This window comes from Streptomyces sp. NPDC057616, from assembly GCF_042800575.1.
Lineage (GTDB): Bacteria > Actinomycetota > Actinomycetes > Streptomycetales > Streptomycetaceae > Streptomyces.
The window spans coordinates 106,898-132,347 of the sequence record NZ_JBHVGU010000029.1 but is presented as its reverse complement, the minus strand read 5'-3'; the positions used below and the strand labels follow the sequence as shown (position 1 = coordinate 132,347).

The following is a 25,450-nucleotide window of genomic DNA, read 5'->3' as shown; positions in this document are numbered from 1 at the left end:
ACACAAACACCCTTATTTCCCTCCCCCGCCCCTCCCCGCCGCATCGCACCCCCCAAAGCCAAAAAAAAAAAAACGTCCTCCCGCCCCTCCCACCCTCCCCCTCCCCCCCCCCCCCCCGCCAACCCCCCTCGGGTCAGTTCACGTTGACCGCGGACCAGGCCGCGGCCACCGCCTTGTACTCGGCGCTGCTCGCGCCGTACAGGGCGGAGGCGGCGGACAGCGTGCCCGCGCGCGCCTTCGAGTAGTTGGTCGTCGAGGTGAAGTACGTGGTCAGCGCCTTGTACCAGATCTGCAGCGCCTTGTCCCGGCCGATGCCGGTGACCGTCGAGCCGTTGGACGTCGGCGAGTTGTAGCTCACGCCGTTGATGACCTTGGCCCCGCTGCCCTCCGACAGGAGGTAGAAGAAGTGGTTCGCGACACCGGACGAGTAGTGCACGTCCTTGTTGCCGACGCCGGAGGACCAGTAGTCGGCCGAACCGCCGTCCTTGCTGGGCTTGTCCATGTAGCGCAGCGGGGTGCCGTCGCCGTTGATGTCGATCTTCTCGCCGATGAGGTAGTCGCCCTTGTCGGTCGAGTTGTTGGCGTAGAACTCCACGCCGGTGCCGAAGATGTCCGAGGTGGCCTCGTTCAGGCCGCCGGACTCACCCGAGTAGTTCAGGCCCGCGGTGTTCGAGGTGACGCCGTGGCTCATCTCGTGGCCGGCCACGTCCAGCGCGGTCAGCGGGTGGTTGTTGCCGGAGCCGTCGCCGTACGTCATGCAGAAGCAGCTGTCGTCCCAGAACGCGTTCACGTACGAGTTGCCGTAGTGCACGCGGGAGTAGGCGCCGACACCGTCGTTCTTGATGCCGCTGCGGCCGAAGGTGGCCTTGTAGAAGTCCCAGGTCTCCTGCGCGCCGTAGGCGGCGTCGGCCGCGGCGGTCTGGTCGGTCGCGGAGCTGGAGGCGGTGCCGGTGCCCCAGACGTTGTCCGTGTCGGTGAACAGCGTGCCGGTGCCGGACGTGCCGTGCTTCAGGTTGTACGTCTTGTGGTTGCCGCGCGAGGCGTCGGTCAGCGTGTACGACGAGCCCGAGCCGGACGTGGTGAGGCTCACCGTGCCCGAGTACAGCGTCTTGCCGGTGCCGGTGGCGTTCTCGATGCCCTGGTACTCGAAGAGCTTCTTGCCGGTGGCAGCGTCGGTGATGACGTGCAGCTGGTTGGGGGTGCCGTCGTCCTGGAGGCCGCCGACGACCGTCTCGTAGGCGAGGACGGGCTTGCCGGAGCCGGCCCAGATGACCTTGCGGGCGCCGTCGGCAGCGGACTTGGCGGAGCCGAGCGTCTTGGCGGCGCTGACCGCCTGCTTCTCGGCCGCGGCCGGGGTGACCTGCGCCTTGAGCGAGGCGACCTTGATGGTGGCCGAGTTCGCCTTCGTCACACCCTCGGTCTTTCCGGCCTTCGAGGTGTGGACGACCAGGTCGCCGCCGAGGACGGGCAGGCCCGCGTAGGTGCGCTCGTAGCGGGTGTGCAGCGTGCCGTCCGCGTCTCTGACGACGTCCTTGACGACCAGCTTCTCCTTGGCGCCGAGGCCTATCTTCTGGGCCGTCCGGGCTATGTCGGCCTGGGCCTGCTGCACGAGCGAGGTACGGGCTGCCGCCGAGAGCGCGGTGGGCGCGGCGGCGAGGGTGGCCCTGCCCGTCTGGTCGGACGGGACCTGGGCCGATGCCGTACCGGCGGCGAGTCCGCTGGTGAGCAGGGCTCCGGCGGCGACGGCGGTGGCGATGGCCAGGCTTGAGCGCTTGTGACGCGCGTAGCGGGGGGTGGTCACACAAGCTCCTTGAAGTGGGGGCCGGCTCGGCGTGGGGCGCCCGGGCCGGAAGCGGAGTGAATTTGTGCGGCGGTTGTGAGGAAGAGTGACACCGGCGATGCGTACATGTCAGGACCCTCAAGTGATGTTGGCTGAAATTCGACTGCCGGGTGAACTTTGCGGTCATGTAACAGCGGGCGGAACAGGAGGGCGCCGCCCCGGGGATTCGAACCTCCGGAGCGGCGCCCTGACTTGGGGTCCCGTCTCGGTCTACGGGAAGGTGAGCTTCCAGCTGTTGATGTAGCCGGTGTCCTGCGCAGCCTGGTCCTGCACCCGCAACTTCCAGGTTCCGTTGGCGACTTCGGAGGAGGCGTTGACCGTGTAGGTCTGCTGGACGTTGTCCGCCGAGTCGGAGCCGCTGAAGTTCTTCAGGCGGTACGCCGTCCCGTCCGGGGCCAGCAGGTCGATCACCAGGTCACCGCGCCAGGTGTGCACGATGTCGACCGAAACCTGAAGGTTCGACGGGGCGTTGCCCGTGCGGCCGGAGACGGTGATGGACGACGTCACGGCCGGGCCGTTGTCCGGAATCGACACGTCGGTGGTGTTCTCGAAGGACGTGCCGCCGCCCCCGCCGCCCCCGGAGCGCGAACCGACCGCGACGCCGGCCCAGGCGTCCTGCACGGCCTTGTACTCGGCGGACGTGGTGCCGTACAGCTCACCCGCCGCCGCGAGCGTGCCGGTGCGGGCGGCCGCGTAGTTGGTGGTGGAGGTGAACTTCGTGGTCAGCGCCCGGTACCAGATCTGCAGCGCCTTGTCCCGGCCGATGCCGGTGACCGGAAGCCCGTCCGCCGTCGGCGAGTTGTAGCTGACGCCGTTGATGACCTTGGCGCCGCTGCCCTCGCTCAGCAGGTAGAAGAAGTGGTTCGCGGGGCCGGACGAGTAGTGCACGTCCAGGCCGCCGAGCCCGGAGTACCAGCTGTCCTTGGACGCGCCGTCCTTGCTGGGCTTGTCCATGTAGCGCAGCGGGGTGCCGTCGCCGTTGATGTCGATCTTCTCGCCGATGAGGTAGTCGCCGACGTCGGAGGAGTTGTTGGCGTAGAACTCCACCCCGGTGCCGAAGATGTCGGAGGTCGCCTCGTTCAACCCGCCCGACTCACCGGTGTAGTTGAGTCCGGCCGTGTTCGAGGTGACGCCGTGGCTCATCTCGTGGCCGGCCACGTCGAGGGAGGTCAGCGGGTCGGCGTTGCCGGAGCCGTCGCCGTAGGTCATGCAGAAGCAGCTGTCGTCCCAGAACGCGTTCACGTACGAGTTGCCGTAGTGGACGCGGGAGTAGGCGCCGACGCCGTTGTTCTTGATGCCGCTGCGGCCGAAGGTGTTCTTGTAGAAGTCCCAGGTGACCGCCGCGCCGTAGTGGGCGTCCGCGCCCGCCGTCGCCGCGTTCGACGTGGTGCCGTTGCCCCAGGTGTTGCTCGTCTGCGAGAACAGCGTGCCGGTGCCGGACGTCCCGTGGTTCAGGTTGTACGTCTTGTGGCCGCCGCGGTCGCCGTCGGTCAGCGTGTAGGAGGAGCCCGACTGCGTCGTCGTCAGCGAGACCGTGCCGCTGTACTGGGTGTTGCCGGTGCCGGTGGCGTTCTCGATGCCCTGGTACTCGTAGAGCTTCTTGCCGGTGGCCGCGTCGGTGATGACGTGCAGCTGGTTGGGGGTGCCGTCGTCCTGGAGGCCGCCGATGACGGTCTCGTAGGCGAGGACGGGCCGGCCGCTCGCCGCCCAGATCACCTTGCGCGCGCTGTCGGCGGTCGCCTTCGTCGAGCCGAGGGCCTGCGCACGCTTCACGGCCTGCTGCTCGGCGGCCGCCCTGGTGATGTCCGGGGTGACGTCGGGGACCTTGATGGCGGCGTTCGTCGCCTTGATGACCTGCTTGGTCGCGCCCGACTTGGCGGTGTCGACGATGAGGTCGCCGCCGAGGACCGGCAGGCCGTCGTAGGTGCGCTCGTAGCGGGTGTGAACGGTGCCGTCGGCGTCCTTGACCACGTCACGGGCGACGAGCTTCTCCTTGGCGCCGAGGCCGATGTCGCGGGCGGTCTGCGCGCGGGCGGTGTCGGCGTCGCGTATCAGCTCCGCGCGCTGGGAGGCGGTGAGCTGCACGGCCGTGTGGGCGGGGTTGACCTTTCCCGCCGAGGGCCGGGCGGGGGCGGCGGAGGCGGCGCCCGACTGGACGGCCGCGGCGAGCAGCGCGGTGACGCCGGCGACGGCGACGATGTGGGAGGTGCGTCTGCGAGAGATATTGCTTCTCAACACTGACTCCTTCTGCGTGGCCGCGGGGTTGCGCGGCCAGGGGAGATCCGGACGGTGGGTCGACCGTCCGGGCAGAGCTGTGCAGAACCAATGCGGAACCAGGTGCGCGGCCGTGACGACACAGCGAGGTGTTTCTGTGGGGTTGCTGTGAAGCGGCCGTGGGAAGCGTGGCACCGGATGGCGCTTTCTGTCAGGCGCGCGTCAGAAACTTGGCCGAATTTGGTTCGTTGTCCGGTTGTTCGTGTTCGTTATCCGGAAACGTGGTCGATGGACGTCAGGTGCGGTCCCCGTGCCACGTCCGCCACAGCGCCGCGTACGCCCCCTCGGCCGCCACCAGCTCCTCGTGCGTGCCGAGTTCGCTGAGCCGGCCGTCCTCCATCACGGCCACCCGGTCCGCGTCGTGCGCGGTGTGCAGGCGGTGCGCGATGGCGACGACCGTGCGGCCCTCCAGCACGGCAGCCAGGGCGCGTTCGGTGTGCCGGGCCGTCGCCGGGTCCAGCAGCGCCGTCGCCTCGTCGAGGATCAGCGTGTGCGGGTCGGCCAGCACCACGCGGGCGAGGGCGAGTTGCTGCGCCTGGGAGCCGTCGGTGCGGCACCCCCCGTCGCCGAGCGCCGTGTCGAGGCCGCCCGGCAGCTCCCGCACCCAGTCGTCGGCGCCGACCGCCGCGAGCGCGGCCCACAACTGCGCGTCCGTGGCGGCCGGTTCGGCGATCAGCAGGTTGTCGCGGACCGTGCCGAGGAACACGTGGTGCTCCTGGGTGACCAGCACGACCTGGCGGCGCAGCTGCTCCGGTCCGAGCGCGACCACCGGCACCCCGCCGACCGTCACCGTGCCCTCGGTCGGCGCGTCGACGCCCGCGAGCAGCCGGCTGAGCGTGGTCTTGCCCGCGCCGGAGGGGCCCACCACGGCCAGCCGCTCACCCGGCCGCACGGTCAGGTCCACCCCGCGCAGCACCTCGCCGCCGCGGTCGTAGGCGTACCGCACCGCGGTCACGTCGAACCGGTCGTCCGCCGGTGCCGGCGCCCCGGTCTCCCGGGTGCGCGGGGCCCGGGCCAGGCCCTCCACGCGGGCGAACGAGGCGCCGCTGTTCTGGAGTTGCTCGATCCGCATCAGGATCTCGTCGAGCGGGCCGCTCAGCCGCTGGAGGTACAGGGCCGCGGCCACCACCGCGCCCAGACTCAGCGTGCCCCGGCCGTGCAGCACGCCGCCGACCAGCAGCACGGCCGCCACGGGCACCAGGTAGGAGACCTCCACGGACGGGAAGAACACGGTGCGCAGGAACAGCGTGTAGAGGCGGGTGCGCCGGGAGGTCTCCAGCGCGTCCCGGCTCGCCGCGATCCGCTGCTTCTCCAGCCGCAGCGCCTCGACCGTGCGGGCGCCGGAGGCCGTCGCCGCGACGATCTCCGCGATGTCGGAAGTGGCGGCGCCCTCGGCGAGGTAGCCGTCGCGGGCCCGGCGCAGATACCAGCGCAGCGCCCACCAGATGCCGATCAGGCCGAGCAGGCCGCACGCGCCGAGCAGCGGGTTCAGCCAGAACACCGCGCCGAGCAGGAACACCGCCTGCACGGTGTTGATGAGCAGCTCGGGCCCGACGTCGCGCAGCGTGGTGCCGACCATGGCCACGTCGGCCGTGCCGCGGGCCGTCAGGTCGCCGGTGCCGGCCCGTTCCACCACGGCGGCGGGCAGGGCGAGGGTCCGCTCCACGAACTGCTCCCGCACCCGGGCCAGGGTCCGCTCGCCGAAGCGGTGGCCGACGTAGCGGGCCCAGCGGGCGAGCACCAGCTGGGCGAGGGAGCAGAGCAGGATCCACAGGGCCAGGCGGTCCACCGCGTGGACGCCGTCGCCGGCCTTGACCTCGTCCACGATCCGGCCGACCAGCCAGGGGCCGGCCAGACCCGCGGCGGCGGCGAGCGCGTTGAGCGCGAGCACGGCGGCGAACGCCCCGCGGTCGGCCCGCAGCAGCCGTACGACGGCCCGGCGCACGTCGGCACGGTCTGCGACGGGCAGCCGGCCCGATGCCGTCGCCGTCACCGTACGACCTCCTCGGCGTCGGCGTCCCGGGCCACGAGGGCGCGGTATCCCGGCTCGGTGTCCAGCAGTTCCTGGTGTCTTCCGGTGGCCGCGACCTTGCCGTCGACCAGGTAGTACACGGTGTCGGCGTGGTCCAGGACCAGGGGGGAGGTGGTCGTGACCACGGTCGTACGGCCCTGGCGGGCGGTCCGCAGGCGCTGCGCGACGCGGGCTTCGGTGTGGGCGTCGAGGGCGGAGGTCGGTTCCACGGCGAGCAGTACCTCGGGGTCGGCGACGAGGGCTCTCGCCAGGCGGATGCGCTGGCGCTGGCCTCCGGAGAGGTTTCTGGCCTGGGCGTCGATGGCCGAGTCGAGGCCGCTCGGGAGGGCCTGGACGATGTCCTCCGCGGCTGCGGTGCGAAGGGCCCGGGTGAGGTGCGCGTCTTCATTCGCCGGGGGGTGTTCGTCGGCGGGTGCGGGTTCGTCGTGGCTGGTCGCGCCCCGCGGCGGAGCCGCGTGCCGGTACGGTCCCGCGCCCCTGGCAAACCTGCCGCCCACCGCTTCGCGCAAGGTGCCTGCGAAGAGGTCTGCCTCGTGGTCCGCGACCAGGATGCGGCGGCGGATCCGGGGGAGGGGGATCTCGTCCAGGGGGATGCCGGACCAGGTCGCCGTGGAGGGGGCGTAGCGGCCCAGGCGGTCGACGACGGACGCCGCGTCCGACGGGCGGGCGCAGGCCAGCGCGGTCAGGCTGCCGGGGAGCACCCGGACGCCCGACTGCGGGTCGTGCAGGGGCGACGGCCGTGCGGGGGCGTCGCGGGTGCCGAGGTCGGCCAGCGGCTGGAGCTGCAGGAAGCGCACGACCCGGCGGGCGGCGACCAGGCCGCGGCTGATCTGGTAGCCGCACTCGACCCAGAAGGCGACCGGGCCCACCAGGACCGCCACGAAGCCGTAGACCGAGACCAACTCGCCGATGCTGATGGTGCCTTGGGCGGCGAGGCGGGCCGCGAGCCAGGTCACCACGGCGAGGAAGAGCGTCGGCAGCCCGACGCCGAGCGCCTGCACCCAGCTGGTCACCGCGCCGACCCGGTAGCCCTGCCGGCGCAGATGCTGCGAGTCGCGGTGGAAGGCGTCGGCGAACAGGCCCTTGCCGCCGAGGCCGTTGAGGACGCGCAGGCCGCCCGCGAGGTCCGCGATCCGCGCGGTGAGCACGCCCTGGCGCTCGCGGTACTCGGCCTCCGCGCCCTGGAGCCGGGCGAGCAGCGGGCCGACGAGGACGACGATCAGCGGGATCCCGAGCAGGACGACCGAGGCGATCAGCGGGGAGATCGACAGCAGCAGACCGGCGACCACCAGATACGCCACGACCGCGCCGACCCCGGGCCCGACGACCGTCAGGGACTGGCTGATCGTCTGCACGTCGCCCACCCCGATGGTGACGACCTCCCCGGACCCGACCCGGCGCTGCAGTGCCGCCCCCAGCCGGACCGACTGCGCCACCACCACCTTCACGGTGCGGAAGTTGGCGTCCATCCGCACCCGGGTCATGGTGCGATGGCGCATGATGCTCAGCCAGGCGTTGAACGCCCCGACCGCGAACAGCGCGGCCGTCCAGCCCGCCAGCGCCGGGTAGTCACCGGGCTCCAGCCCCTCGTCGATCGCCCGGGACAGCAGATACGGCGTCGCCGCCAGCAGCACCATCCACACGCTGCCGAGCACCGCACCGGCCAGCGACCGGCCCGGCTGGCACCGCACCAGCCACCACAGATAGCGCCCGCCCCCGCGGCAGTCGGGCTCACCCGGCTCCTCGTACGCGTCGATCATCCGACCCCCGCTCCCCTGATCCCTACGCCAGACTGTCGCGCCACGCCCGGTGCAGATCCGCGAACCGCCCTGTGCCCGCGACGAGTTCGGCCGGGCTGCCGTCCTCGACGATCCTGCCGTGCTCCATGACCAGGACCCGGTCCGCGATCTCGACGGTCGACAGGCGGTGCGCGATGACGATCGCCGTACGCCCCTGCAGGACCGTCGACATCGCCCGCTGCACGGCCCGTTCGCCCGGGACGTCGAGCGAGCTGGTCGCCTCGTCGAGTATCAGCACGGCCGGGTCCGCCAGCAACGCCCGTGCGAACGCGACGAGTTGGCGCTGGCCCGCGGAGATGCGGCCGCCCCGTTTGCGTACGTCCGTGTCGTACCCGTCCGGCAGCGCGCCGATGAACTCGTGCGCCCCGATCGCCTTCGCGGCCCGCTCGATCTCCTCCCGGGTCGCGTCCGGGCGGCCGATGGCGATGTTCTCGGCGACCGTGCCGGAGAACAGGAACGCCTCCTGCGTGACCATCACCACCCCGCGCCGCAGGTCGGCCACCGACAGCTCGCGCAGGTCGACGCGGTCCAGCAGGACCCGGCCCGCGGAGGGGTCGTAGAAGCGCGCGAGCAGCTTGGCCAGGGTCGACTTGCCGGCGCCGGTCGAGCCGACCACGGCGACCGTCTGCCCGGCGGGGACCGTGAGATCGAAGCGGGGCAGGACCTCGCCGCCGGTGCGGTAGCCGAAGCCGACCCCGTCGAAGACGACCGCGCGGCCCGGGTGCTCGCTCTCCAGCCGCGGCAGCTCCACGGGGGCCGCCGGCTCCGGCACGGACGGGGTCTGCGCGAGCAGCCCGGCGATCTTCTCCAGGGAGGCGGCCGCCGACTGGTACGCGTTCAGGAACATGCCGAGCCGGTCGATGGGGTCGTACAGCCGCCGCAGATACAGCACCGCGCCCGCCAGCACGCCCAGTTCCAGCGAGCCGCCCGCCACCCGGTACGCGCCCCACAGCACGATCCCCGCGACGGCCGTGTTGGCGACCAGCCGGGAGCCCACCACGTAGCGGGCCATCTCCAGCAGCGCGTCGCCGTTGACCCGCTCGTGCCGCCGGTTCAGCACCCGGAAGGCGGCGTCGTTGGCGGCCTCGCGGCGGAAGGCGCGCACCGGGCGGATGCCGTTCATGGTCTCGACGAACTTCACGATGACGGCCGCGATGGCGGTGGACCGCACCCGGTACACCCGCACCGCACGTCGCTGGTAGACCCGGACGAGCAGGTACAGCGGCACGAAGGACGCCACCGCCACGGCGCCGAGCCCGAGGTCCAGCCAGAGCAGCATCGCCGAGATGTAGACGAACGACAGGACGACCGTGATGAGTTCCTGCAGGCCCTCGTTGAGCAGCTCCCTGAGCGACTCCACGTCCGCCGTCGAACGGGAGATCAGGCGGCCGCTCGTGTACCGCTCGTGGAAGTCGATGCTGAGAGCCTGCGCGTGGCGGAAGATACGGCCGCGCAGATCGAGCAGCACGTCCTGGCTGACGCGGGCGGAGGCGAGGATGAACGCGGACTGCAGCCCGCCGGAGACCAGCGCGCACAGCAGATAGGCGACGGCCACCGCGATCAGCGGCCCGTGGTCGTGGTCCCGGAACGCGGGCACGGCGCTGTCGATCGCGTACGCCACCAGCAGCGGGCCCGCCTGCACGGCCGCCTGCTGGAGCAGCAGCAGGACCGTGGTGAAGGCGACGCGCCCCTTCATCGGGGCGAGCAGGGAGCGCAGCAGCGTGGCGGTGGCGCCCGGGGGAGAGGGCAGGACGTCCCGGTCGAAGGGGTCGCCGGTGTCCTTGGGGAGGGGGAGGTCCGGGTCGTCGTCCGCCGTGGGCGCGGACGTGGTCGGAGCCGTCATCGGTCGTCCTCCGCTTCTCCGATCCCGGACATCAGGTGCGCGTACTCGGCGTTCGTACGCAGCAGTTCGTGGTGCGTGCCGACGGCGGTGATCCGGCCGCCGGAGAGCAGGGCGACGCGGTCGGCGAGCAGGACCGTGGAGGGGCGGTGCGCCACGATGAGCGCGGTGGTGTCCGCCAGCACGTCGCGCAGCGCGGCCTCCACGGCGGCCTCGGTGTGCACGTCCAGGGCGGACAGCGGGTCGTCCAGGACGAGGAATCTCGGTCTGCCGACGACGGCCCGGGCGAGCGCGAGACGCTGGCGCTGACCTCCGGAGAGGCTGAGGCCCTGCTCGCCCACCTCGGTGTCCGTGCCCTGGGGGAGCGCGTGGGCGAAGTCCGCCTGGGCGACGGCCAGGGCACGGTTCAGGTCGGCCGCGCCGGCGGTGTCCCCGCCACCCATGAGGACGTTGTCCGCGACGGTGGCGGAGAAGAGGGTGGGTTCCTCGAAGGCCATGGCCACCTTCGCGCGCAGCTCCTCCCGGGACATGGCGGTGATGTCCTCGCCGTCCAGGGTGATGCGGCCGGAGGTGACCTCGTGGAGGCGGGGGACGAGGGCGGTGAGGGTCGTCTTGCCGCTGCCCGTCGCGCCCACCAGCGCCATGGACTCGCCGGGCCGGACGTGCAGGTCGATCCGGTCGAGGACGGGCGGGGAGTCCGCGGGCGCGTCCGGGTAGCGGAACCGGACGTCGTCGAAGCGGAGTCCCGCGCCCTCGGGGTGCGGCGGGGCCGCTCCCGGCACCGAGGTCTCCGGACGCGCGTCCATGACCTCGAAGAAGCGCTCCGTCGCCGTCGCCGCCTCCTGGCTCATCGCCAGCAGGAAGCCGATGGAGTCGACCGGCCAGCGCAGGGCCAGGGCGGTCGAGAGGAAGGCCACCAGGGTGCCCGCGGACAGGGAGCCGTCGGCCACCTGGACCGTGCCGAGGACCAGGGCCGCCCCGATCGCGGCCTCCGGGAGGGTCACGATGACGCCCCAGATCGTGGCGAGCAGGCCGGCCTTGCGAAGTTCCGTCCCGCGCAGGGTGCGTGCGAGGTCGCGGAAGGCGCGGGCCTGGCTGCGGTGGCGTCCGAAGCCCTTGATGATGCGGATGCCGAGGACGCTCTCCTCGACGACCGTGGTGAGGTCGCCGACCTGGTCCTGCGCCCGGCGCGCCGCGCGGGCGTAGCGCTTCTCGAAGACGGCGCAGGTGACGATCACGGGGACGGCGGGACCGAGGATCACCAGTCCGAGCGTCCAGTCCTGGAGCAGCATGATGATCACGCCGACCAGAATCGTCACGCCGTTGACCAGAAGGAACGTCATCGGGAAGGCGAGGAACTGACGCAGCAGCATCAGGTCCGTCGTCCCCCGCGACAGCAGCTGCCCGGAGGCCCAGCGGTCGTGGAAGGCGACGGGCAGGCGCTGCAGATGCCGGTACAGGTCCGCGCGCATGCCCGCCTCGACGCCCGCCAGTGGCCGCGCCACGAGCCAGCGCCGCAGTCCGAACAGCAGGGCCTCCGCGACTCCGAGGAGCAGCAGGTACAGCGCCCCGAGCCAGACGCCCGCCGGGTCCCGGCCGGCGACCGGCCCGTCGACCATCCACTTCAGGACGAGCGGGATCACCAGCCCCGTGCACGAGGCGACCACGGCGACCGACGCGGCCGTGAACAGGCGTACCCGCACGGGCCGCACATACGGCCACAGACGCAGCAGGGTGCGTACGGCGGATCGTTCGGTGGTCTCCCCGGGTTCTTCTGCGGCGGCGTGTGTAGTGGGCATCGGATGTGAGCCTACGGACCGGCACCGACAACGCCCACCGAGTTTTGGCCGGTCCGGTCGTACCCCGGCATCAACCGATCGGTTGATGCCCCTTCGAGCGCGACGGCCGATGTGGCGGACCCCGGCCTGCCGGGACTCTGATGCCATGCCTGTCATCGAAGTCACCGATCTGCGCAAGTCCTACGGCGGCCGGCCCGCCGTCGACGGCGTCTCCTTCGCCGTCGAGGAGGGCGAGATCTTCGGCATCCTCGGCCCGAACGGCGCCGGCAAGACCACGACCGTCGAGTGCGTCGAAGGGCTGCGCGTCCCCGACGGCGGCAGCGTCCGGGTCACCGGCCTCGACCCCGTCGCCGACCACGCGCGCGTGTCCCGCGTCCTCGGTGCCCAGCTGCAGCAGAGCGAGCTGCAGCCCAAGCTCACCGTCCGCGAGGCGCTGGAGCTGTACGCCTCCTTCTACCCGGGCCCGCTCGACTGGGCGCCGCTCGCCGAACGCCTGGGCCTGACCGCCAAGCTGACCACCCGGTTCGGCAAGCTCTCCGGCGGGCAGAAGCAGCGCCTGTTCATCGCGCTCGCCCTGATAGGCAACCCCCGCGTCGTCGTCCTCGACGAGCTCACCACCGGCCTGGACCCGCGGGCGCGCCGGGACACCTGGCAGCTGATCGAGGACGTCCGGGCCGGCGGCGTCACCGTCCTGCTCGTCACCCACTTCATGGAGGAGGCGCAGCGGCTGTGCGACCGGATCGCCGTCATCGACAAGGGCCGGGTGGCCGCCCTGGACACCCCGTCCGGGCTGATCCGGCGCTCGGCGGGCTCCACCGTCATCAGCTTCACGCCGTCCGCGCCGCTGGACGAGCGTGACCTCAACGCGCTGCCCGAACTCGCCTCGGTCGAGCACCGGGACGGCCGGATCACGCTGACCGGCACGGACGAGACGGTCAACGCCGTCATCACGCTGCTCGCCCGCCACCGCGTCACCGCCCACCAGCTCCGCGTCGTGGACGCCACGCTCGACGACGCCTTCCTCGACCTGACGAAGGAGACCGCGGCATGAGCACCGCCGTCCTGCGGACCGAGGTCCGCCTCTTCCGCCGCGAACCCGGCGCCGTCTTCTGGATCCTGCTCTTCCCGACCCTGCTGCTGCTGATCCTCGGCTCCATCCCGTCCTTCCGGCAGCACCAGGACGACCTCGGCGGCCTGCGCACCATCGACGCCTACGTCCCGGTGGCCGTGCTGCTCGGCCTGATCGTCGGCGGCCTGCAGTCCATGCCGCAGTCCCTGACCGGCTACCGGGAGCGCGGCATCCTGCGCCGGATGGCCACCACGCCCGTCCGCCCCGGCTCCCTGCTGTCCGCGCAGATGGTGGTGTTCGGCGCCGCCTCGCTGCTGTCGGCGCTGCTGGTGCTCGTGGTCGGCAGGCTCGCCTTCGCGGTACGGCTGCCGAAGCAGGGCGCCGGATACGTCCTCGCCCTGCTGCTCGCCGTCCTGGTGGCCCTCGCTCTCGGATCGGTGGTGTCGGCGCTGTCCCGTACGACGAAGATCGCGGGTGCGATCGGGTCCGCGGTGTTCTTCCCCTCGATGTTCTGCGCGGGCGTGTGGCTGCCGGTGCAGGCCATGCCGCACCTGCTCGGCAGGATCGTCGGGTACACGCCGTTCGGCGCCGCCGCACAGGCCCTCAATCAGGCCGCCGCGGGGCACTGGCCGGGCTGGAGCCACCTGGGCGTGCTGGCGGTGTGGATCCTGCTGCTGACGGGGGCGGCCACGCGCTGGTTCCGCTGGGAGTAGGCGGCCGGCCGTGCAGACTGGGGACATGACCGTGGTGGACACGCACCTGGACCGGCGCTGGGAGCAGTTTCACACCTGGGGGCCGTACGGGCTGCTGGGCATCAGTGTCGTCCTCGCCCTCGCCACCGCCGACCCGCATGCGCCCGCGGCCAAGTGGTACGCCGCCTGGAGCCTGATCGCCGGTGCGATCGCGCTCCAGCTGTGGTGGCACAGCACCCGGCCCGACGGGCCCGACCGGCGCCGGACGCCGTCCCGCGCCGGGACGGCGTACTACACCGTCCGCTGGGCCCTCGCCTTCGGCCTGACCTACCTCAACCCGTTCTTCGCGTTCTACGCCGCCACCGGCTTCATGGACGCCGACGAGACCCTCCCCGGCCGGTGGCACCGGCTCGGACTGCTCGCGAGCGCGGCCACCGTGGCCGGCGCGCAGGCCGGCGGAGTGCCGTTCCACGGCGCGCTCCAGTGGACCGTCTTCGCCGCGCTGCTGGTCGCCAACTCCGGTCTGCAGATGGTGGTCGCGCACCTCACCGAGCAGGAGGCGCAGCGCTCCCGCGAGCGCACCGAGACCATCGCCGAGCTGGAGCGCACCAACACGGCGCTGCAGCAGGCCCTCGACGAGAACGCCGCCCTGCACGCCCAACTGCTGGTCCAGGCGAGGGAGGCCGGGGTCGCCGACGAGCGGCGGCGGCTGGCGGCCGAGATCCACGACACCATCGCCCAGGGGCTGACCGGGATCATCGCCCAGCTCCAGGTCGTGGTGAACGCGCCCGACCGGGACCAGGCCCGCGAGCACACCGGGCGGGCCATGGAGCTGGCCCGGCACAGCCTCGGCGAGGCCCGCCGCTCCGTGCACAACCTGGCGCCGGTGGCGCTGGAGAACGACGGGCTGCCCGAGGCGCTGAAGAAGACGGTCGCCGAGTGGGGCGAACGGACGGGTGTACGGGCCGAGTTCACGGTCACCGGGACCGCCGAGCAGCTCCACGAGGAGGTCTCGGCCACCCTCCTGCGCATCGTCCAGGAGGCCCTGTCCAACGCGGCCCGGCACGCCCGCGCCACCCGCGTCGGCGTCACCCTCTCCTTCCTCGGCGACGAGGTCATCCTCGACATCCGCGACGACGGCACCGGCTTCGACCCGCTGGCGCTGCCCGCCCGCACCAGCGCGGGCGGCTTCGGCCTCGACGGCATGCGGGCCCGCGCGGAACGCATCGCCGGCTCACTGGCCGTGGAGTCCGAACCGGGGCACGGCACGGCGCTGTCGGCTCGCGTACCGTTGGTCCGCCATGACCAGTGACGCCCTGATCTCCCTGCTGATCGTCGACGACCATCCCGTCGTACGGGACGGCCTGCGCGGCATGTTCGACGCGGCCCCCGGTTTCACCGTCCTCGGCGAGGCCGCGAACGGCGTCGAGGCGCTGGAGCGCGCCGCCGTCCTCGACCCCGACGTGATCCTCATGGACCTGCGCATGCCGGGCGGCGGCGGGGTCGACGCCATCAAGGAGCTCGCCCGCCGCGGCGCCCGCGCCAAGGTCCTCGTCCTGACCACGTACGACACCGACTCCGACACCCTGCCCGCGATCGAGGCGGGGGCGACGGGCTATCTGCTCAAGGACGCCCCGCGCGACGAACTGTTCACCGCCGTGCGCGCCGCGGCCGACGGCCGCACGGTGCTCTCCCCGGCGGTCGCCTCCCGGCTGGTCTCCGCGGTCCGCTCGCCCGGCACCCCCGGCGGCGAGCCGCTCTCCGCCCGCGAGCGCGAGGTCCTCGCGCTGGTCGCCCGGGGCACCTCCAACCGCGAGATCGCCCGCGAACTGTTCATCAGCGAGGCGACCGTGAAGACCCATCTCACGCACCTCTACGCCAAGTTGGGCGTGAGCGACCGCGCGGCGGCGGTGGCGACGGCGTACGAGCGCGGGATCCTCGGCTAGGGCGCGAGGGCCCCGGCTCACCCGGCCGCCGACACCTTCAGCAGCAGGACCGACCGCGCCGGCACCGTGATCGACGTCCCCGACCGGTGCACCACCCCCGGCTCCTCGGCCTGGGCCTCGCACGAGGTGTCGACCACGACCTCGTACCGCTCCGCCCACGGCGGCCCGGGCAGCACGAACGCCGCCGGCCGGTCGCCCGCGTGCAGGACGGCGAGGAAGCTGTCGTCGAGGACCGGGTCGCCGAGTTCGTCGCGCCCCGGGATGTCCCGCCCGGAGAGGTACATGCCGAGCGTGGCGGCCGGCGCGTACCAGTCCCGTTCCGTCATCTCCGTGCCGCGCGCGGTGAACCAGGCCAGGTCGCGCAGGCCGTCCGCGGAGTGCGCCCGGCCGGAGAAGAAGGCGCGGCGGCGCAGCACCGGGTGGCGGTGGCGCAGGGCGATCAGCCGGGCCGTGAGGTCGAACAGGGCCTTCCAGCCCGGCTCCTCGAGCAGCCCCCAGTCCAGCCAGCTGATCTCGTTGTCCTGGCAGTAGGCGTTGTTGCTGCCGCGCTGGGTGCGTCCCAGCTCGTCGCCCGCGACCAGCATGGGCACGCCCGTCGACAGCAGCAGTGTGGTCAGCAGGTTCCTGAGCTGGCGCCGCCGCAGGGCGCGTACCCGCTCGTCGGGCGTCTCGCCCTCGGCGCCGCAGTTCCAGGCCCGGTTGTCGTCCGTGCCGTCCCGGTTGCCCTCGCCGTTCGCCTCGTTGTGCTTGCGCTCGTAGGACACCAGGTCGCGCAGGGTGAAGCCGTCGTGCGCGGTGACGAAGTTGACCGAGGCGTACGGCCGCCGGCCGCCCCAGGCGTACAGGTCGCTGGAGCCCGACAGGCGGTAGCCCAGGTCCCGTACGTCGGGCAGGGCGCCCCGCCAGAAGTCCCGTACGGCGTTGCGGTACCGGTCGTTCCACTCCGTCCACAGGGGCGGGAACGCGCCCACCTGGTAGCCGCCGGAGCCGACGTCCCACGGCTCGGCGATCAGCTTCACGCGCCGCAGCACCGGGTCCTGCGCGATGACCGCGAGGAACGGCGACAGCATGTCGACGTCGTGCATCGAGCGGGCGAGCGCTGCGGCCAGGTCGAAGCGGAAACCGTCCACGCCCATCTCCGTCACCCAGTAGCGCAGCGAGTCGGTGATCAGGCGCAGCACGTGCGGCTGCACGACGTGCAGGGTGTTGCCGCAGCCGGTGTAGTCGGCGTAACGCCGCGCGTCGGACTGCAGGCGGTAGTAGCCGCGGTTGTCGATGCCCTTCAGGGAGAGCGTCGGACCCAGTTCGTTGGCCTCCGCCGTGTGGTTGTAGACCACGTCCAGGATGACCTCGATGCCCGCCGCGTGCAGCGCCCGCACCATGCGCTTGAACTCGCCGACCTGCTGGCCCGTGGTCCCGGACGCGGCGTACGCGGCGTGCGGCGCGAAGTAGCCGATCGAGTTGTAGCCCCAGTAGTTCCGCAGGCCGCGGCGCAGCAGGTGGTCCTCGTGCGCGAACTGGTGGACGGGCAGCAGCTCCACGGCGGTGACGCCGAGCCGGACCAGGTGCTCGACGGCGGCGGGATGCGCCAACCCGGCGTAGGTGCCGCGCAGTTCCTCGGGAATGCCGGGGTGCAGCTTGGTGAAGCCCTTGACGTGCAGCTCGTAGATGACCGAGTCCGCCCAGGGCGTCTTCGGGCGGCGGTCGTCGGCCCAGTCGTCGTCGTCGTGGACCACCACGCCCTTGGGGACGTACGGCGCCGAGTCGCGGTCGTCGCGGACGGTGTCGGCCACGTGCTGCTGCGGCCAGTCCCGCACATGCCCGTACACCTCCGGCGGCAGGCTGAAGTCGCCGTCCACCGCGCGCGCGTACGGGTCCAGGAGCAGCTTCGCCGGGTTCCAGCGGCCGCCGGTCCACGGGTCCCAGCGGCCGTGCACCCGGTAGCCGTAGCGCTGCCCCGGCATCACGCCCGGGACGAAGCCGTGCCAGATCTCGTGGGTCAGCTCGGTCAGCCGCGCCCGCGTCTCCTTGCCGTGCTCGTCGAACAGGCACAGCTCCACCGCCTCGGCCCCGCCCGCCCACAGCGCGAAGTTGGTGCCCGCCACCCCGTCCTGGCCGACCCGGAACCTCGCACCGAGGGGCGTCGAGGAACCCGGCCGCACGGGCACGCCCGGCATCTTCCGGGGCGCGCCGTTGACCGCGGCGGCCGGCTGCCCGTCCCCTTCGGCCTGCCCCTCGGCCACCGCCTCCTGCTCGGCTGCGCTGGACACCTCTCAGCCTCCCACGGCTCGTGGGACGACCTGGAAAAAGAGCGCACGGCGTCCCGGCCGCGGCTCCTCGTCGCGTCGTCCTCCCCACTGTTCTGCCCAGACGACGCCCGGGCGACCCCGGTGACCTCCCATTCACGTTTCCCCCGGGGGCCCGCGTCGTTGGGCAGCACGTGAGGCAAGGACAAGGGCGCGCACGGCGCGCGGGGGCCGCGCTGGCCGCCGTACTGACATGGGCAGGACTGCTGGCCGGAGCCGCCGGCTGCACTTCGGACGGGACGGGCGGGAGCGACATCGGGGAGGCCCTCGGCAAGGCCCCCGCACCCGAGGACGTCATCCGCATCTCCCCGGACGACGGGAGCAAGGACGTCAGGCCGGGCCGCAAGCTCCTGGTGCGGGTGCCCAGCGGCCGCCTGGAGTCGGTGAAGGTCGTCCGGTCCCAGGACGCACAGGACTCCGCGGTGCCCGGCCGCATCTCCGCGGACGGCCTGCGCTGGGAGCCCTTTGAGCCGCGGCTGTCGCTGGCCGCCAAGTACACGGTCGACGCGGTGGCCCTGGACGGCCACGGCCGCCGCTCCGCACGGCACACGACGTTCACCACGTACGTCCCCGACGAGCGCTTCATCGGCTACGTCACTCCGGAGAACCGCTCCACGGTCGGCACCGGGATGATCGTCTCGCTGGAGTTCAACCGGGAGATCGACCACCGCGCTGCCGTCGAGCGCGCGATCCGCGTCACCGCGAAGCCCGCGGTCGAGGTCCGCCCGCACTGGTTCGGCAAGGCCCGCCTCGACTTCCGCCCCGAGCGGTACTGGAAGCCCGGCACCCAGGTCACCGTCTCCCTCAGGCTCCGCGACGTCGAGGGCGCGCGCGGTGTCTACGGGCTCCAGCACAAGACCTTCTCCTTCACCGTCGGCCGCAGCCAGGTCTCCCTGGTGGACGCGGCCGCCCACACCATGCAGGTGCGCCGCGACGGCGCACTGCTGGGCACCGTGCCGATCACCGCCGGGGCGCCCAAACACACCACCTACAACGGGAAGATGGTGGTGATGGAGATGCTCGACGTGACCCGCATGAACAGCCGCACGGTCGGCTTCGGCGGCGAGTACGACATCCCGGACGTCCCGCACGCCCTGCGCCTGACCGACTCGGGCACCTTCCTGCACGGCAACTACTGGGCGCCGGACGCCCCCGGGCACGTCAACGTCAGCCACGGATGCGTGGGGCTCAGGGACGTGAAGGGCGGCAGCTCCGACACCCCCGCGGGCTGGTTCTACGACCGCAGCCTGGTCGGGGACGTGGTCGAGGTCGTCAACAGCAATGACAAAAAGGTCGCTCCCGACAACGGACTCGGAGGGTGGAACATGGGCTGGAAGGAGTGGAAAGCGGGCGGCGCGGTCAAGTGACCGGTGCGGAGGCGGGGATGGAGTCGGGCGCGAGGAACGATGTTGCTACTGAACGGTGACCTTCACCTGACACGATCCCCAAAACCTTGCGGTTAATATGCGCCAATGCGCGCGTGAAACGCGCCGGGGCGCGGGCCCGACCAGGCCCGGCGAGGGGAGAGCAACTTGAACGTGTGGCCGATATCGGGGGCGTCGGTTGACGCGAGCGGACGCCGGCGCCGGGGGGTGCCGGTCCTCATATCCGGAGTGCTGCTGCTGGCCCTCACGGCGTGCGGCGGGGGAGGTTCGAGCTCCGGGTCGGCCGACGACGGCAAGGCCAAGGGGGCGGACGCGGCGCAGACCAAGCAGTCCGAAGCCGTCGTCACCATCAGCCCCAGGAGCGGCGCCAAGTCCGTGGACACCACCGGCGCGCTGAAGGTGAGTGCCGGCAAGGGCAAGCTCACCGCCGTCGAGGTCAAGGACGACAAGGGCGCGAAGATAGCCGGCACCATCACCGGCGGCGGCACCGCCTGGGCGCCCGCCACGCACCTGGCGGCGTCCACCAAATACACGGTGCACGCGGTCGCCAAGGACTCCGCGGGCCGCCAGGCGGCCGAGGACTCGACCTTCACCACCCTCACCCCGCAGAACACCTTCATCGGCAACTTCACCCCCGAGGACGGCTCCACGGTCGGTGTCGGAATGCCGTTCTCCGTCCGCTTCACCCGGGGCATCACCCACCCCGCGGACGTCGAGAAGGCCATCAGCATCACGACCGAGCCGGCCGTCGACGTCGAGGGCCACTGGTTCGGCAACGACCGCCTCGACTTCCGTCCCGAGCAGTACTGGAAGTCCGGGACGAAGGTCACGGTCAAGATGAACCTCGACGGCGTCGAGGGCCGCAAGGGCGTCTACGGCAAGCAGGCCAAGACGGTCAAGTTCACCATCGGCCGCAACCAGGTCTCGGTCGTGGACGCCAAGACCCACAAGATGAAGGTCACCCAGGACGGCAAGGTCGTCAAGACCCTGCCCGTCACCACCGGCAAGCCCGGCTACGACACCTGGAACGGCCAGATGGTCATCAGCGAGCGGCTCCGGGTGACCCGTATGAACGGCGAGACGGTCGGCTACGGCGGCGAGTACGACATCAAGGACGTCCCCGACGCGATGCGCCTGACCGACTCCGGCACCTTCATCCACGGCAACTACTGGGCCGGCGGCGCCTTCGGCAACTACAACGCCAGCCACGGCTGCGTCGGTCTGCGCGACGTGCGCGGCGGCTACGACCGCAAGGTGCCCGCGGGCTGGTTCTTCGACCACTCGATCATCGGCGACGTGGTGGTGGTCAAGCGCTCCCACGACGAGACCGTCGACCCGGCCAACGGCCTCAACGGCTGGAACATGTCCTGGGAGAAGTGGAAGGCGTAGCCCTCCCGCGGTCCACGGATCGTGACCTACGGCCCCGGTGTGAGGTACCGCACCGGGGCCAACGCCGTTAGTGCCCGTTAACCTGCCTTCATGACCGTGAATCTCGAAGTCGCCGAAGGCGTCGGCACCATCCGTCTCGACCGTCCGCCGATGAACGCCCTGGACGTCGCCACGCAGGACCGGCTGAAGGAACTCGCCGAGGAGGCGACCCGGCGCGACGACGTGCGGGCCGTGATCGTCTACGGCGGGGAGAAGGTGTTCGCGGCGGGCGCGGACATCAAGGAGATGCAGAACATGGACCACGCCGCGATGGTCCTGCGCTCCCGCGCCCTGCAGGACTCGTTCACGGCCGTGGCCCGCATCCCCAAGCCGGTGGTGGCGGCCATCACGGGCTACGCGCTCGGCGGCGGCTGCGAGTTGGCGCTGTGCGCGGACTACCGGATCGCCGCGGAGAACGCCAAGCTGGGCCAGCCCGAGATCCTGCTCGGCCTGATCCCGGGCGCGGGCGGCACCCAGCGGCTGTCCCGTCTGGTCGGCCCGTCGAAGGCCAAGGACCTCATCTTCACCGGTCGCATGGTCAAGGCCGACGAGGCGCTGACGCTGGGTCTGGTGGACCGCGTGGTGCCGGCCGAGGAGGTCTACACGGCCGCGCACGCGTGGGCGGCGAAGCTCGCGCAGGGGCCGGCGATCGCCCTCCGGGCCGCCAAGGAGGCGATCGACACCGGTCTGGAGACGGACATCGAGACCGGCCTGGCCGTCGAACGGAACTGGTTCGCGGGCCTGTTCGCCACCGAGGACCGCGAGCGCGGGATGCGGAGCTTCGTGGAGGAGGGCCCGGGCAAGGCGAAGTTCCTCTGAGCCCGCGCCCTCCGCTTCCGCGGCCGCTCTGCCTCCCGTCACGCGAAGCCGTGAACATCCGTGGAACCACTTGCAATTGACGCGGTGTCTGATCCGGGTCCCTCGATGGGGCGGTTTATGGGAGCCTTAAGGTAACCTTAAGTCTGTCTCGTCGAGGGAGACCGTCGATTGCCATCCGATGAGCCTTCATCGCAGGCCAGACGGGCTGCGAGCACCCCCAATCTGCCGTTGGCATATGCCGAACCGATCATTCGGAATGGTGTGTTCCGGGGGGTGGATTCCCCTGGAACGGCCCCGAAGGACGCTCCGGGCGGCCATGATGGGGGCATGGCGGGGCTGGAGGGCATCGAACAGCCGCGGGGACACGGCCGTGTGACGGCGGCGCGCTGGTCGCCCGCGGTCGAGGACGAACAGGCGCTCAAGGCGCTCGACTTGTTCGGCAATCCGACCGAGGCGGAGGTTCCGCTGCCGTCGCGCCCGGAGTCCGCCGCCACCGCCCGCCGGCTCACCCAGGTCGTGGTGCTGAGGCAGTGGGGCCTCACGCTCAAGATGACCGAGGACGCCGTCCTGCTCGTCTCCGAACTCGTCGGCAACGCCGTCCGGCACACCGGCGCCCGCACCTTCGGCCTGCGGATGCGCCGCCGCCGGGGCTGGATCCGCATCGAGGTCCGCGACCCCTCCCGGGGCCTGCCCTGCCTGATGCCGGTGCAGGAGCTGGATGTCAGCGGGCGGGGCCTGTTCCTGGTCGACAAGCTCTCCGACCGCTGGGGGGTCGACCTGCTGCCGCGCGGCAAGACGACCTGGTTCGAGATGCGGGTGGCCGACCGCTAGGGCGCCTCCGGCCCCTTTCTGCCCGCCCGTCGGCGCGACTCGAAGAGTGTCCCTCGATCGGATGAATCACCCGATTTCCCACTGATCACCCTTTAAATGGGGCGGGTGACCTCGACCGACCGCCGGACGGCGCTTCGCACGGGCGCCGGGCTTCTCGCCGCGGGCGCCCTCACCGCAGGCTGCGCGCCGAACGGCACCGTCGCGCACTCCTCCTCCGTGGCGCACACCGCCGCCCGCCCCTCCGCGCAGGCGGACGCCGACGCTCCCGCCGCGTCGCCCGCGCCGTCCCCCCGCGGCTACCCGGGCCAACCCGCCCAGCTCGTCCACGGCCCGCGCACCCGGCCCCGGGTGGCCCTCACCTTCCACGGGCAGGGCGACCCCGCCATCGCCCACTCGCTGCTCACCACCGCCGAGAAGCACGGCGCCCGCCTCACCGTCCTGGCCGTCGGCACCTGGCTCGACGCCCAGCCGGCTCTCGCGCGCCGCATCCTCGACGGCGGCCACGACCTCGGCAACCACACCCAGCGCCACCTCGCGGTGAACACCATGTCCGAGGCCGACGCCCGCACCGAGATCACCGCGTGCGCCGGCCGGCTGAAGAAGCTCACCGGCTCCATCGGCACCTGGTTCCGCCCCTCCCGCGCCCCGCTCGCCTCGCCGCAGGTCGTGCGGCTGGCCCGCGAGGCCGGCTACCCGCACGTGCTGTCGTACGACGTCGACTCGCTCGACTACACCCGGCCCGGCGCGGACGCCGTGGCGCGCAAGGTCCTCGGCGAGGTCCGGGGCGGTTCCGTGGTGAGCCTGCACTTCGGCTACCCGGACACCGTCGCCGCGCTCCCCGTCGTACTCGAAGAACTCGCCCGTCGCGGCCTGTCCGCGGTGTCCACCACGGAGTTGTTCAGCTGATGCACCCCACCCGGCTCACCCGCGCCCTCACCGCCACCGCCGCCCTCGCCGCGCTCTCCACCCTCGCCTCGTGCACCGACGCGCCCGGGAAGCACAAGGACGAGGCCCTCGGCAGCAATCCCGCCGTCGCCCCGGTGAAGCAGAAGGCGCCCGTCGGCGGCCTGCCCGGCATGCCGCCGGTCCTCGACCCGTCCGACGTGTACGCGGCCGACCGCCCCAACCGGCTCTCGCCGGTGGTCCGGGACTTCCCGTCCCGCGTGTACGTCCCCAACACCAACTCCAACACCGTCACGGTCATCGACCCGACGACGTACAAGGTCATCGAGACGATCCCGGTCGGCACCCAGCCGCAGCACGTCGTGCCGTCCTGGGACCTGAAGACGCTGTGGGTCAACAACGACCGGGGCAACACCCTCACCCCCATCGACCCGCGGACGGGGAAGGCCGGCAAGAGCGTCGACGTGCACGACCCGTACAACCTCTACTTCACGCCCAACGGCAAGTACGCGATCGTCATGGCCTCCCTCGACCGCGAACTCGTCTTCCGCGACGCGCACACCATGAAGCGCGAGAAGACCGTCCCGGTCAGCTGCTACGGCGTCAACCACGCCGACTTCTCCGCCGACGGCCGCTACTTCATCGTCTCCTGCGAGTTCAGCGGCGAGCTGCTCAAGGTCGACACCGAGAAGATGAAGGTGGTCGCCCAGGAGAAGCTGCCCTTCGACGGCGCGATGCCGCAGGACGTCAAGATCTCGCCGGACGGCAAGCGGTTCTACATCGCCGACATGATGGCCGACGGGGTGTGGATCCTGGACGGCGACAGGTTCACGCGGCCCACCCTGCTGCATACCGGCAAGGGCGCCCACGGCATCTACGTCAGCCGCGACTCGCGCGAGATGTACATCTCCAACCGCGGCGAGGGCACCATCTCCGTCTTCGACTTCACGGAGAACCGGCTCACCAAGAAGTGGCGGCTGCCCGACGGCGGCAGCCCCGACATGGGCGGCGTCTCGGCGGACGGCAAGGTGCTGTGGCTGTCGGGGCGCTACAACGCCGAGGTGTACGCGATCGACACCCGCACCGGCGAGCAGCTGGCCCGCATCAAGGTGGGCAGCGGCCCGCACGGTCTCGCCGTGTACCCGCAGCCCGGTCGCTACTCCCTCGGCCACACGGGCGTCTTCCGCTGACCACGGCCTCGCCGCGCTCCTTGAGTCTCCACCCACTGGAAGGCCCAGACTCGTCGGCATGAGCGACGACGGCACCGCACTGTTCACCATCGGCGAGCTGGCCAGGTCCACCGGCCTGACGGTGCGCACAATCCGCTACTGGTCCGACGAGGGCGTCCTCACCCCGGTGACCCGCTCCTCGGGCGGCTACCGGCTCTACGACGCCGCGTCCGCCGCCCGGCTGGAGCTGATCCGCACGCTGCGCGAGCTGGGGCTCGGGCTGGAGGACGTGCGCCGGGTGCTGGCCGGGGAACGGACGGTGGCGGAGGTCGCGGCGGCGCACGTGGTGGCGCTGGACGCGCAGATCAGCACGTTGCGGGTGACGCGGGCGGTGCTGTCGTCGGTGGCGCGACGCGGTTCGACCGCACAGGAGATGACCCTGATGAACAAACTGGCGAGGCTGTCCGCGGCCGAGCGCAGGCGGATCATGGAAGAGTTCGTCGAGGAGATGTTCCACGGGCTCGACCTCGTCGACCCGGACATCCGCGAACGGATGCGCAACACCGCGGTGAACCTGCCGGACGACCCGACACCCGAGCAGGTCGACGCGTGGGTGGAGCTCGCGGAGATGGTGCAGGACCCCGAGTTCCGGGCGCAGATGCGCAAGGCGGCCGAGTTCAACCACGCCGACCGCGGCCCGGACACGCCCGCCGGCGCGTCCATGTGGTTCGCCAAGCGGCTCGTGGAGCTGGTGGGCGAGGCGCGCGGGAACGGGATCGCCCCCGAGTCGCCGGAGGCCGAGACGGTGCTGCGCCACCTCCTCGGGGACGCCGACCGCGCCGCGGTCCTGGAGCGCATCACGGCGTCCCACACCATCCGCATCGCCCGCTACCGCGAACTGCTGGGCGTGCTGAAGGGGACGCCGGTGCGGGCGTACGAGGAGGAGTTCGGGTGGGTGGTCGCCGCACTGGAGGCGCATCCGGGCCGTTAGTCTGACCAGCGTCAGTACGCCAGCACGGCACAGAAGCACGAACAAAAGGGGCGGATCGGTGGCCGACATCGAAGAAGCACGCAAGGATTTCCAGCGGATCGACACCGACGGCGACGGCTTCATCACCGCCGCCGAGTTCAAGACCGCCCTCGCCCAGGGAGGCGACTGGAACGTCACCGACTCGGTCGCCGAGGCGATCATCAAGACGCGTGACCTCAACGGCGACAAGGTCCTGTCGTTCGACGAGTTCTGGGCGTACCTGAGCAAGTAGGACCTGGCTCGCAGGACATCAGGGGGGTGCCCGGCCGCACGGCGGACGGGCACCCC

Annotated in this window: 19 protein-coding genes; 12 read left to right on the top strand and 7 right to left on the bottom strand. The window is 71.7% G+C overall.

Annotation, left to right across the window (positions count from 1 at the left end; genetic code table 11):
• Positions 1-133: 133 nt before the first annotated feature.
• The 6 genes from ACFU97_RS31785 to ACFU97_RS31760 form a co-directional block, all read right to left on the bottom strand.
• Positions 134-1,801: a M4 family metallopeptidase gene (locus ACFU97_RS31785; RefSeq protein ID WP_384263617.1), complete on the bottom strand. Its 1,668-nt coding sequence runs from the start codon at positions 1,799-1,801 to the stop codon at positions 134-136.
• Between the two features lie 249 nt (positions 1,802-2,050).
• Positions 2,051-4,075: a M4 family metallopeptidase gene (locus tag ACFU97_RS31780; protein ID WP_384263615.1), complete on the bottom strand. Its 2,025-nt coding sequence runs from the start codon at positions 4,073-4,075 to the stop codon at positions 2,051-2,053.
• A gap of 274 nt (positions 4,076-4,349) precedes the next feature.
• Complete coding sequence (locus ACFU97_RS31775; protein ID WP_384263612.1) at positions 4,350-6,107, bottom strand: ABC transporter ATP-binding protein; 1,758 nt, start codon at positions 6,105-6,107, stop codon at positions 4,350-4,352.
• Complete coding sequence (locus ACFU97_RS31770) at positions 6,104-7,906, bottom strand: ABC transporter ATP-binding protein (protein WP_384263609.1); 1,803 nt, start codon at positions 7,904-7,906, stop codon at positions 6,104-6,106. The genes ACFU97_RS31775 and ACFU97_RS31770 overlap by 4 nt, the downstream gene beginning before the upstream one ends.
• A gap of 22 nt (positions 7,907-7,928) precedes the next feature.
• On the bottom strand, positions 7,929-9,788 hold the full coding sequence (locus tag ACFU97_RS31765) for an ABC transporter ATP-binding protein (protein ID WP_384263607.1): 1,860 nt from the start codon (positions 9,786-9,788) through the stop codon (positions 7,929-7,931).
• Positions 9,785-11,584: an ABC transporter ATP-binding protein gene (locus ACFU97_RS31760; RefSeq protein WP_384263605.1), complete on the bottom strand. Its 1,800-nt coding sequence runs from the start codon at positions 11,582-11,584 to the stop codon at positions 9,785-9,787. The genes ACFU97_RS31765 and ACFU97_RS31760 overlap by 4 nt, the downstream gene beginning before the upstream one ends.
• Positions 11,585-11,729: 145 nt before the next feature.
• Between ACFU97_RS31760 and ACFU97_RS31755 the strand changes: the two genes are divergently transcribed.
• From ACFU97_RS31755 to ACFU97_RS31740, 4 genes are read left to right on the top strand one after another with little or no spacing between them, the layout of a single operon-like run.
• On the top strand, positions 11,730-12,635 hold the full coding sequence (locus ACFU97_RS31755) for an ATP-binding cassette domain-containing protein (protein WP_384263602.1): 906 nt from the start codon (positions 11,730-11,732) through the stop codon (positions 12,633-12,635).
• Entirely contained in the window at positions 12,632-13,366 is a 735-nt protein-coding gene (locus tag ACFU97_RS31750) for an ABC transporter permease (RefSeq protein ID WP_384263600.1), read from the top strand. The genes ACFU97_RS31755 and ACFU97_RS31750 overlap by 4 nt, the downstream gene beginning before the upstream one ends.
• A gap of 25 nt (positions 13,367-13,391) precedes the next feature.
• Positions 13,392-14,657 (top strand): sensor histidine kinase, encoded by a 1,266-nt coding sequence (locus ACFU97_RS31745; protein ID WP_384263598.1) that lies wholly within the window; start codon positions 13,392-13,394, stop codon positions 14,655-14,657.
• A complete protein-coding gene (locus ACFU97_RS31740) occupies positions 14,647-15,291 on the top strand; it encodes a response regulator (protein ID WP_384263595.1) in 645 nt (214 codons plus the stop codon). Before ACFU97_RS31745 ends, ACFU97_RS31740 begins: the two co-directional genes overlap by 11 nt.
• Before the next feature lie 17 nt (positions 15,292-15,308).
• Here the strand turns inward: ACFU97_RS31740 and glgX are convergent, their stop codons facing one another.
• Positions 15,309-17,561: a glycogen debranching protein GlgX gene (gene glgX, locus ACFU97_RS31735; RefSeq protein WP_384263593.1), complete on the bottom strand. Its 2,253-nt coding sequence runs from the start codon at positions 17,559-17,561 to the stop codon at positions 15,309-15,311.
• Positions 17,562-17,731: 170 nt separating this feature from the next.
• Between glgX and ACFU97_RS31730 the strand changes: the two genes are divergently transcribed.
• The 8 genes from ACFU97_RS31730 (at position 17,732) to ACFU97_RS31695 (ending at position 25,394) form a co-directional block, all read left to right on the top strand.
• Positions 17,732-18,964, top strand: coding sequence for an Ig-like domain-containing protein (locus tag ACFU97_RS31730; protein WP_384263590.1), 1,233 nt, complete (start codon positions 17,732-17,734; stop codon positions 18,962-18,964).
• Positions 18,965-19,129: 165 nt separating this feature from the next.
• Entirely contained in the window at positions 19,130-20,371 is a 1,242-nt protein-coding gene (locus ACFU97_RS31725; RefSeq protein ID WP_384263587.1) for an Ig-like domain-containing protein, read from the top strand.
• A gap of 90 nt (positions 20,372-20,461) precedes the next feature.
• Positions 20,462-21,229: an enoyl-CoA hydratase/isomerase family protein gene (locus ACFU97_RS31720; RefSeq protein WP_384263585.1), complete on the top strand. Its 768-nt coding sequence runs from the start codon at positions 20,462-20,464 to the stop codon at positions 21,227-21,229.
• Positions 21,230-21,556: 327 nt separating this feature from the next.
• Positions 21,557-22,060: an ATP-binding protein gene (locus tag ACFU97_RS31715; RefSeq protein WP_384263583.1), complete on the top strand. Its 504-nt coding sequence runs from the start codon at positions 21,557-21,559 to the stop codon at positions 22,058-22,060.
• Between the two features lie 96 nt (positions 22,061-22,156).
• Positions 22,157-22,966, top strand: coding sequence for a polysaccharide deacetylase family protein (locus ACFU97_RS31710; RefSeq protein WP_384263581.1), 810 nt, complete (start codon positions 22,157-22,159; stop codon positions 22,964-22,966).
• Positions 22,966-24,153, top strand: coding sequence for a YncE family protein (locus ACFU97_RS31705; RefSeq protein ID WP_384263578.1), 1,188 nt, complete (start codon positions 22,966-22,968; stop codon positions 24,151-24,153). The genes ACFU97_RS31710 and ACFU97_RS31705 overlap by 1 nt, the downstream gene beginning before the upstream one ends.
• A 58-nt stretch (positions 24,154-24,211) precedes the next feature.
• Positions 24,212-25,123, top strand: a complete 912-nt coding sequence (locus tag ACFU97_RS31700; RefSeq protein ID WP_384263576.1) for a MerR family transcriptional regulator — start codon at positions 24,212-24,214, stop codon at positions 25,121-25,123.
• A gap of 58 nt (positions 25,124-25,181) precedes the next feature.
• Complete coding sequence (locus ACFU97_RS31695) at positions 25,182-25,394, top strand: EF-hand domain-containing protein (RefSeq protein ID WP_384263574.1); 213 nt, start codon at positions 25,182-25,184, stop codon at positions 25,392-25,394.
• Positions 25,395-25,450 lie beyond the last annotated feature (56 nt).

What these genes read in the sequence shown, in the direction of transcription:
- ACFU97_RS31750 (WP_384263600.1), top strand. Translation starts at nt 12,632, where the DNA reads ATGAGCACCGCCGTCCTGCGGACCGAGGTCCGCCTCTTCCGCCGCGAA.
- ACFU97_RS31710 (WP_384263581.1), top strand. Translation starts at nt 22,157, where the DNA reads ATGGGGCGGGTGACCTCGACCGACCGCCGGACGGCGCTTCGCACGGGC.
- ACFU97_RS31765 (WP_384263607.1), bottom strand. Translation starts at nt 9,788, where the DNA reads ATGACGGCTCCGACCACGTCCGCGCCCACGGCGGACGACGACCCGGAC.
- ACFU97_RS31705 (WP_384263578.1), top strand. Translation starts at nt 22,966, where the DNA reads ATGCACCCCACCCGGCTCACCCGCGCCCTCACCGCCACCGCCGCCCTC.
- ACFU97_RS31720 (WP_384263585.1), top strand. Translation starts at nt 20,462, where the DNA reads ATGACCGTGAATCTCGAAGTCGCCGAAGGCGTCGGCACCATCCGTCTC.
- ACFU97_RS31745 (WP_384263598.1), top strand. Translation starts at nt 13,392, where the DNA reads ATGACCGTGGTGGACACGCACCTGGACCGGCGCTGGGAGCAGTTTCAC.
- ACFU97_RS31770 (WP_384263609.1), bottom strand. Translation starts at nt 7,906, where the DNA reads ATGATCGACGCGTACGAGGAGCCGGGTGAGCCCGACTGCCGCGGGGGC.
- ACFU97_RS31755 (WP_384263602.1), top strand. Translation starts at nt 11,730, where the DNA reads ATGCCTGTCATCGAAGTCACCGATCTGCGCAAGTCCTACGGCGGCCGG.
- ACFU97_RS31700 (WP_384263576.1), top strand. Translation starts at nt 24,212, where the DNA reads ATGAGCGACGACGGCACCGCACTGTTCACCATCGGCGAGCTGGCCAGG.
- ACFU97_RS31715 (WP_384263583.1), top strand. Translation starts at nt 21,557, where the DNA reads ATGGCGGGGCTGGAGGGCATCGAACAGCCGCGGGGACACGGCCGTGTG.
- ACFU97_RS31760 (WP_384263605.1), bottom strand. Translation starts at nt 11,584, where the DNA reads ATGCCCACTACACACGCCGCCGCAGAAGAACCCGGGGAGACCACCGAA.
- ACFU97_RS31740 (WP_384263595.1), top strand. Translation starts at nt 14,647, where the DNA reads ATGACCAGTGACGCCCTGATCTCCCTGCTGATCGTCGACGACCATCCC.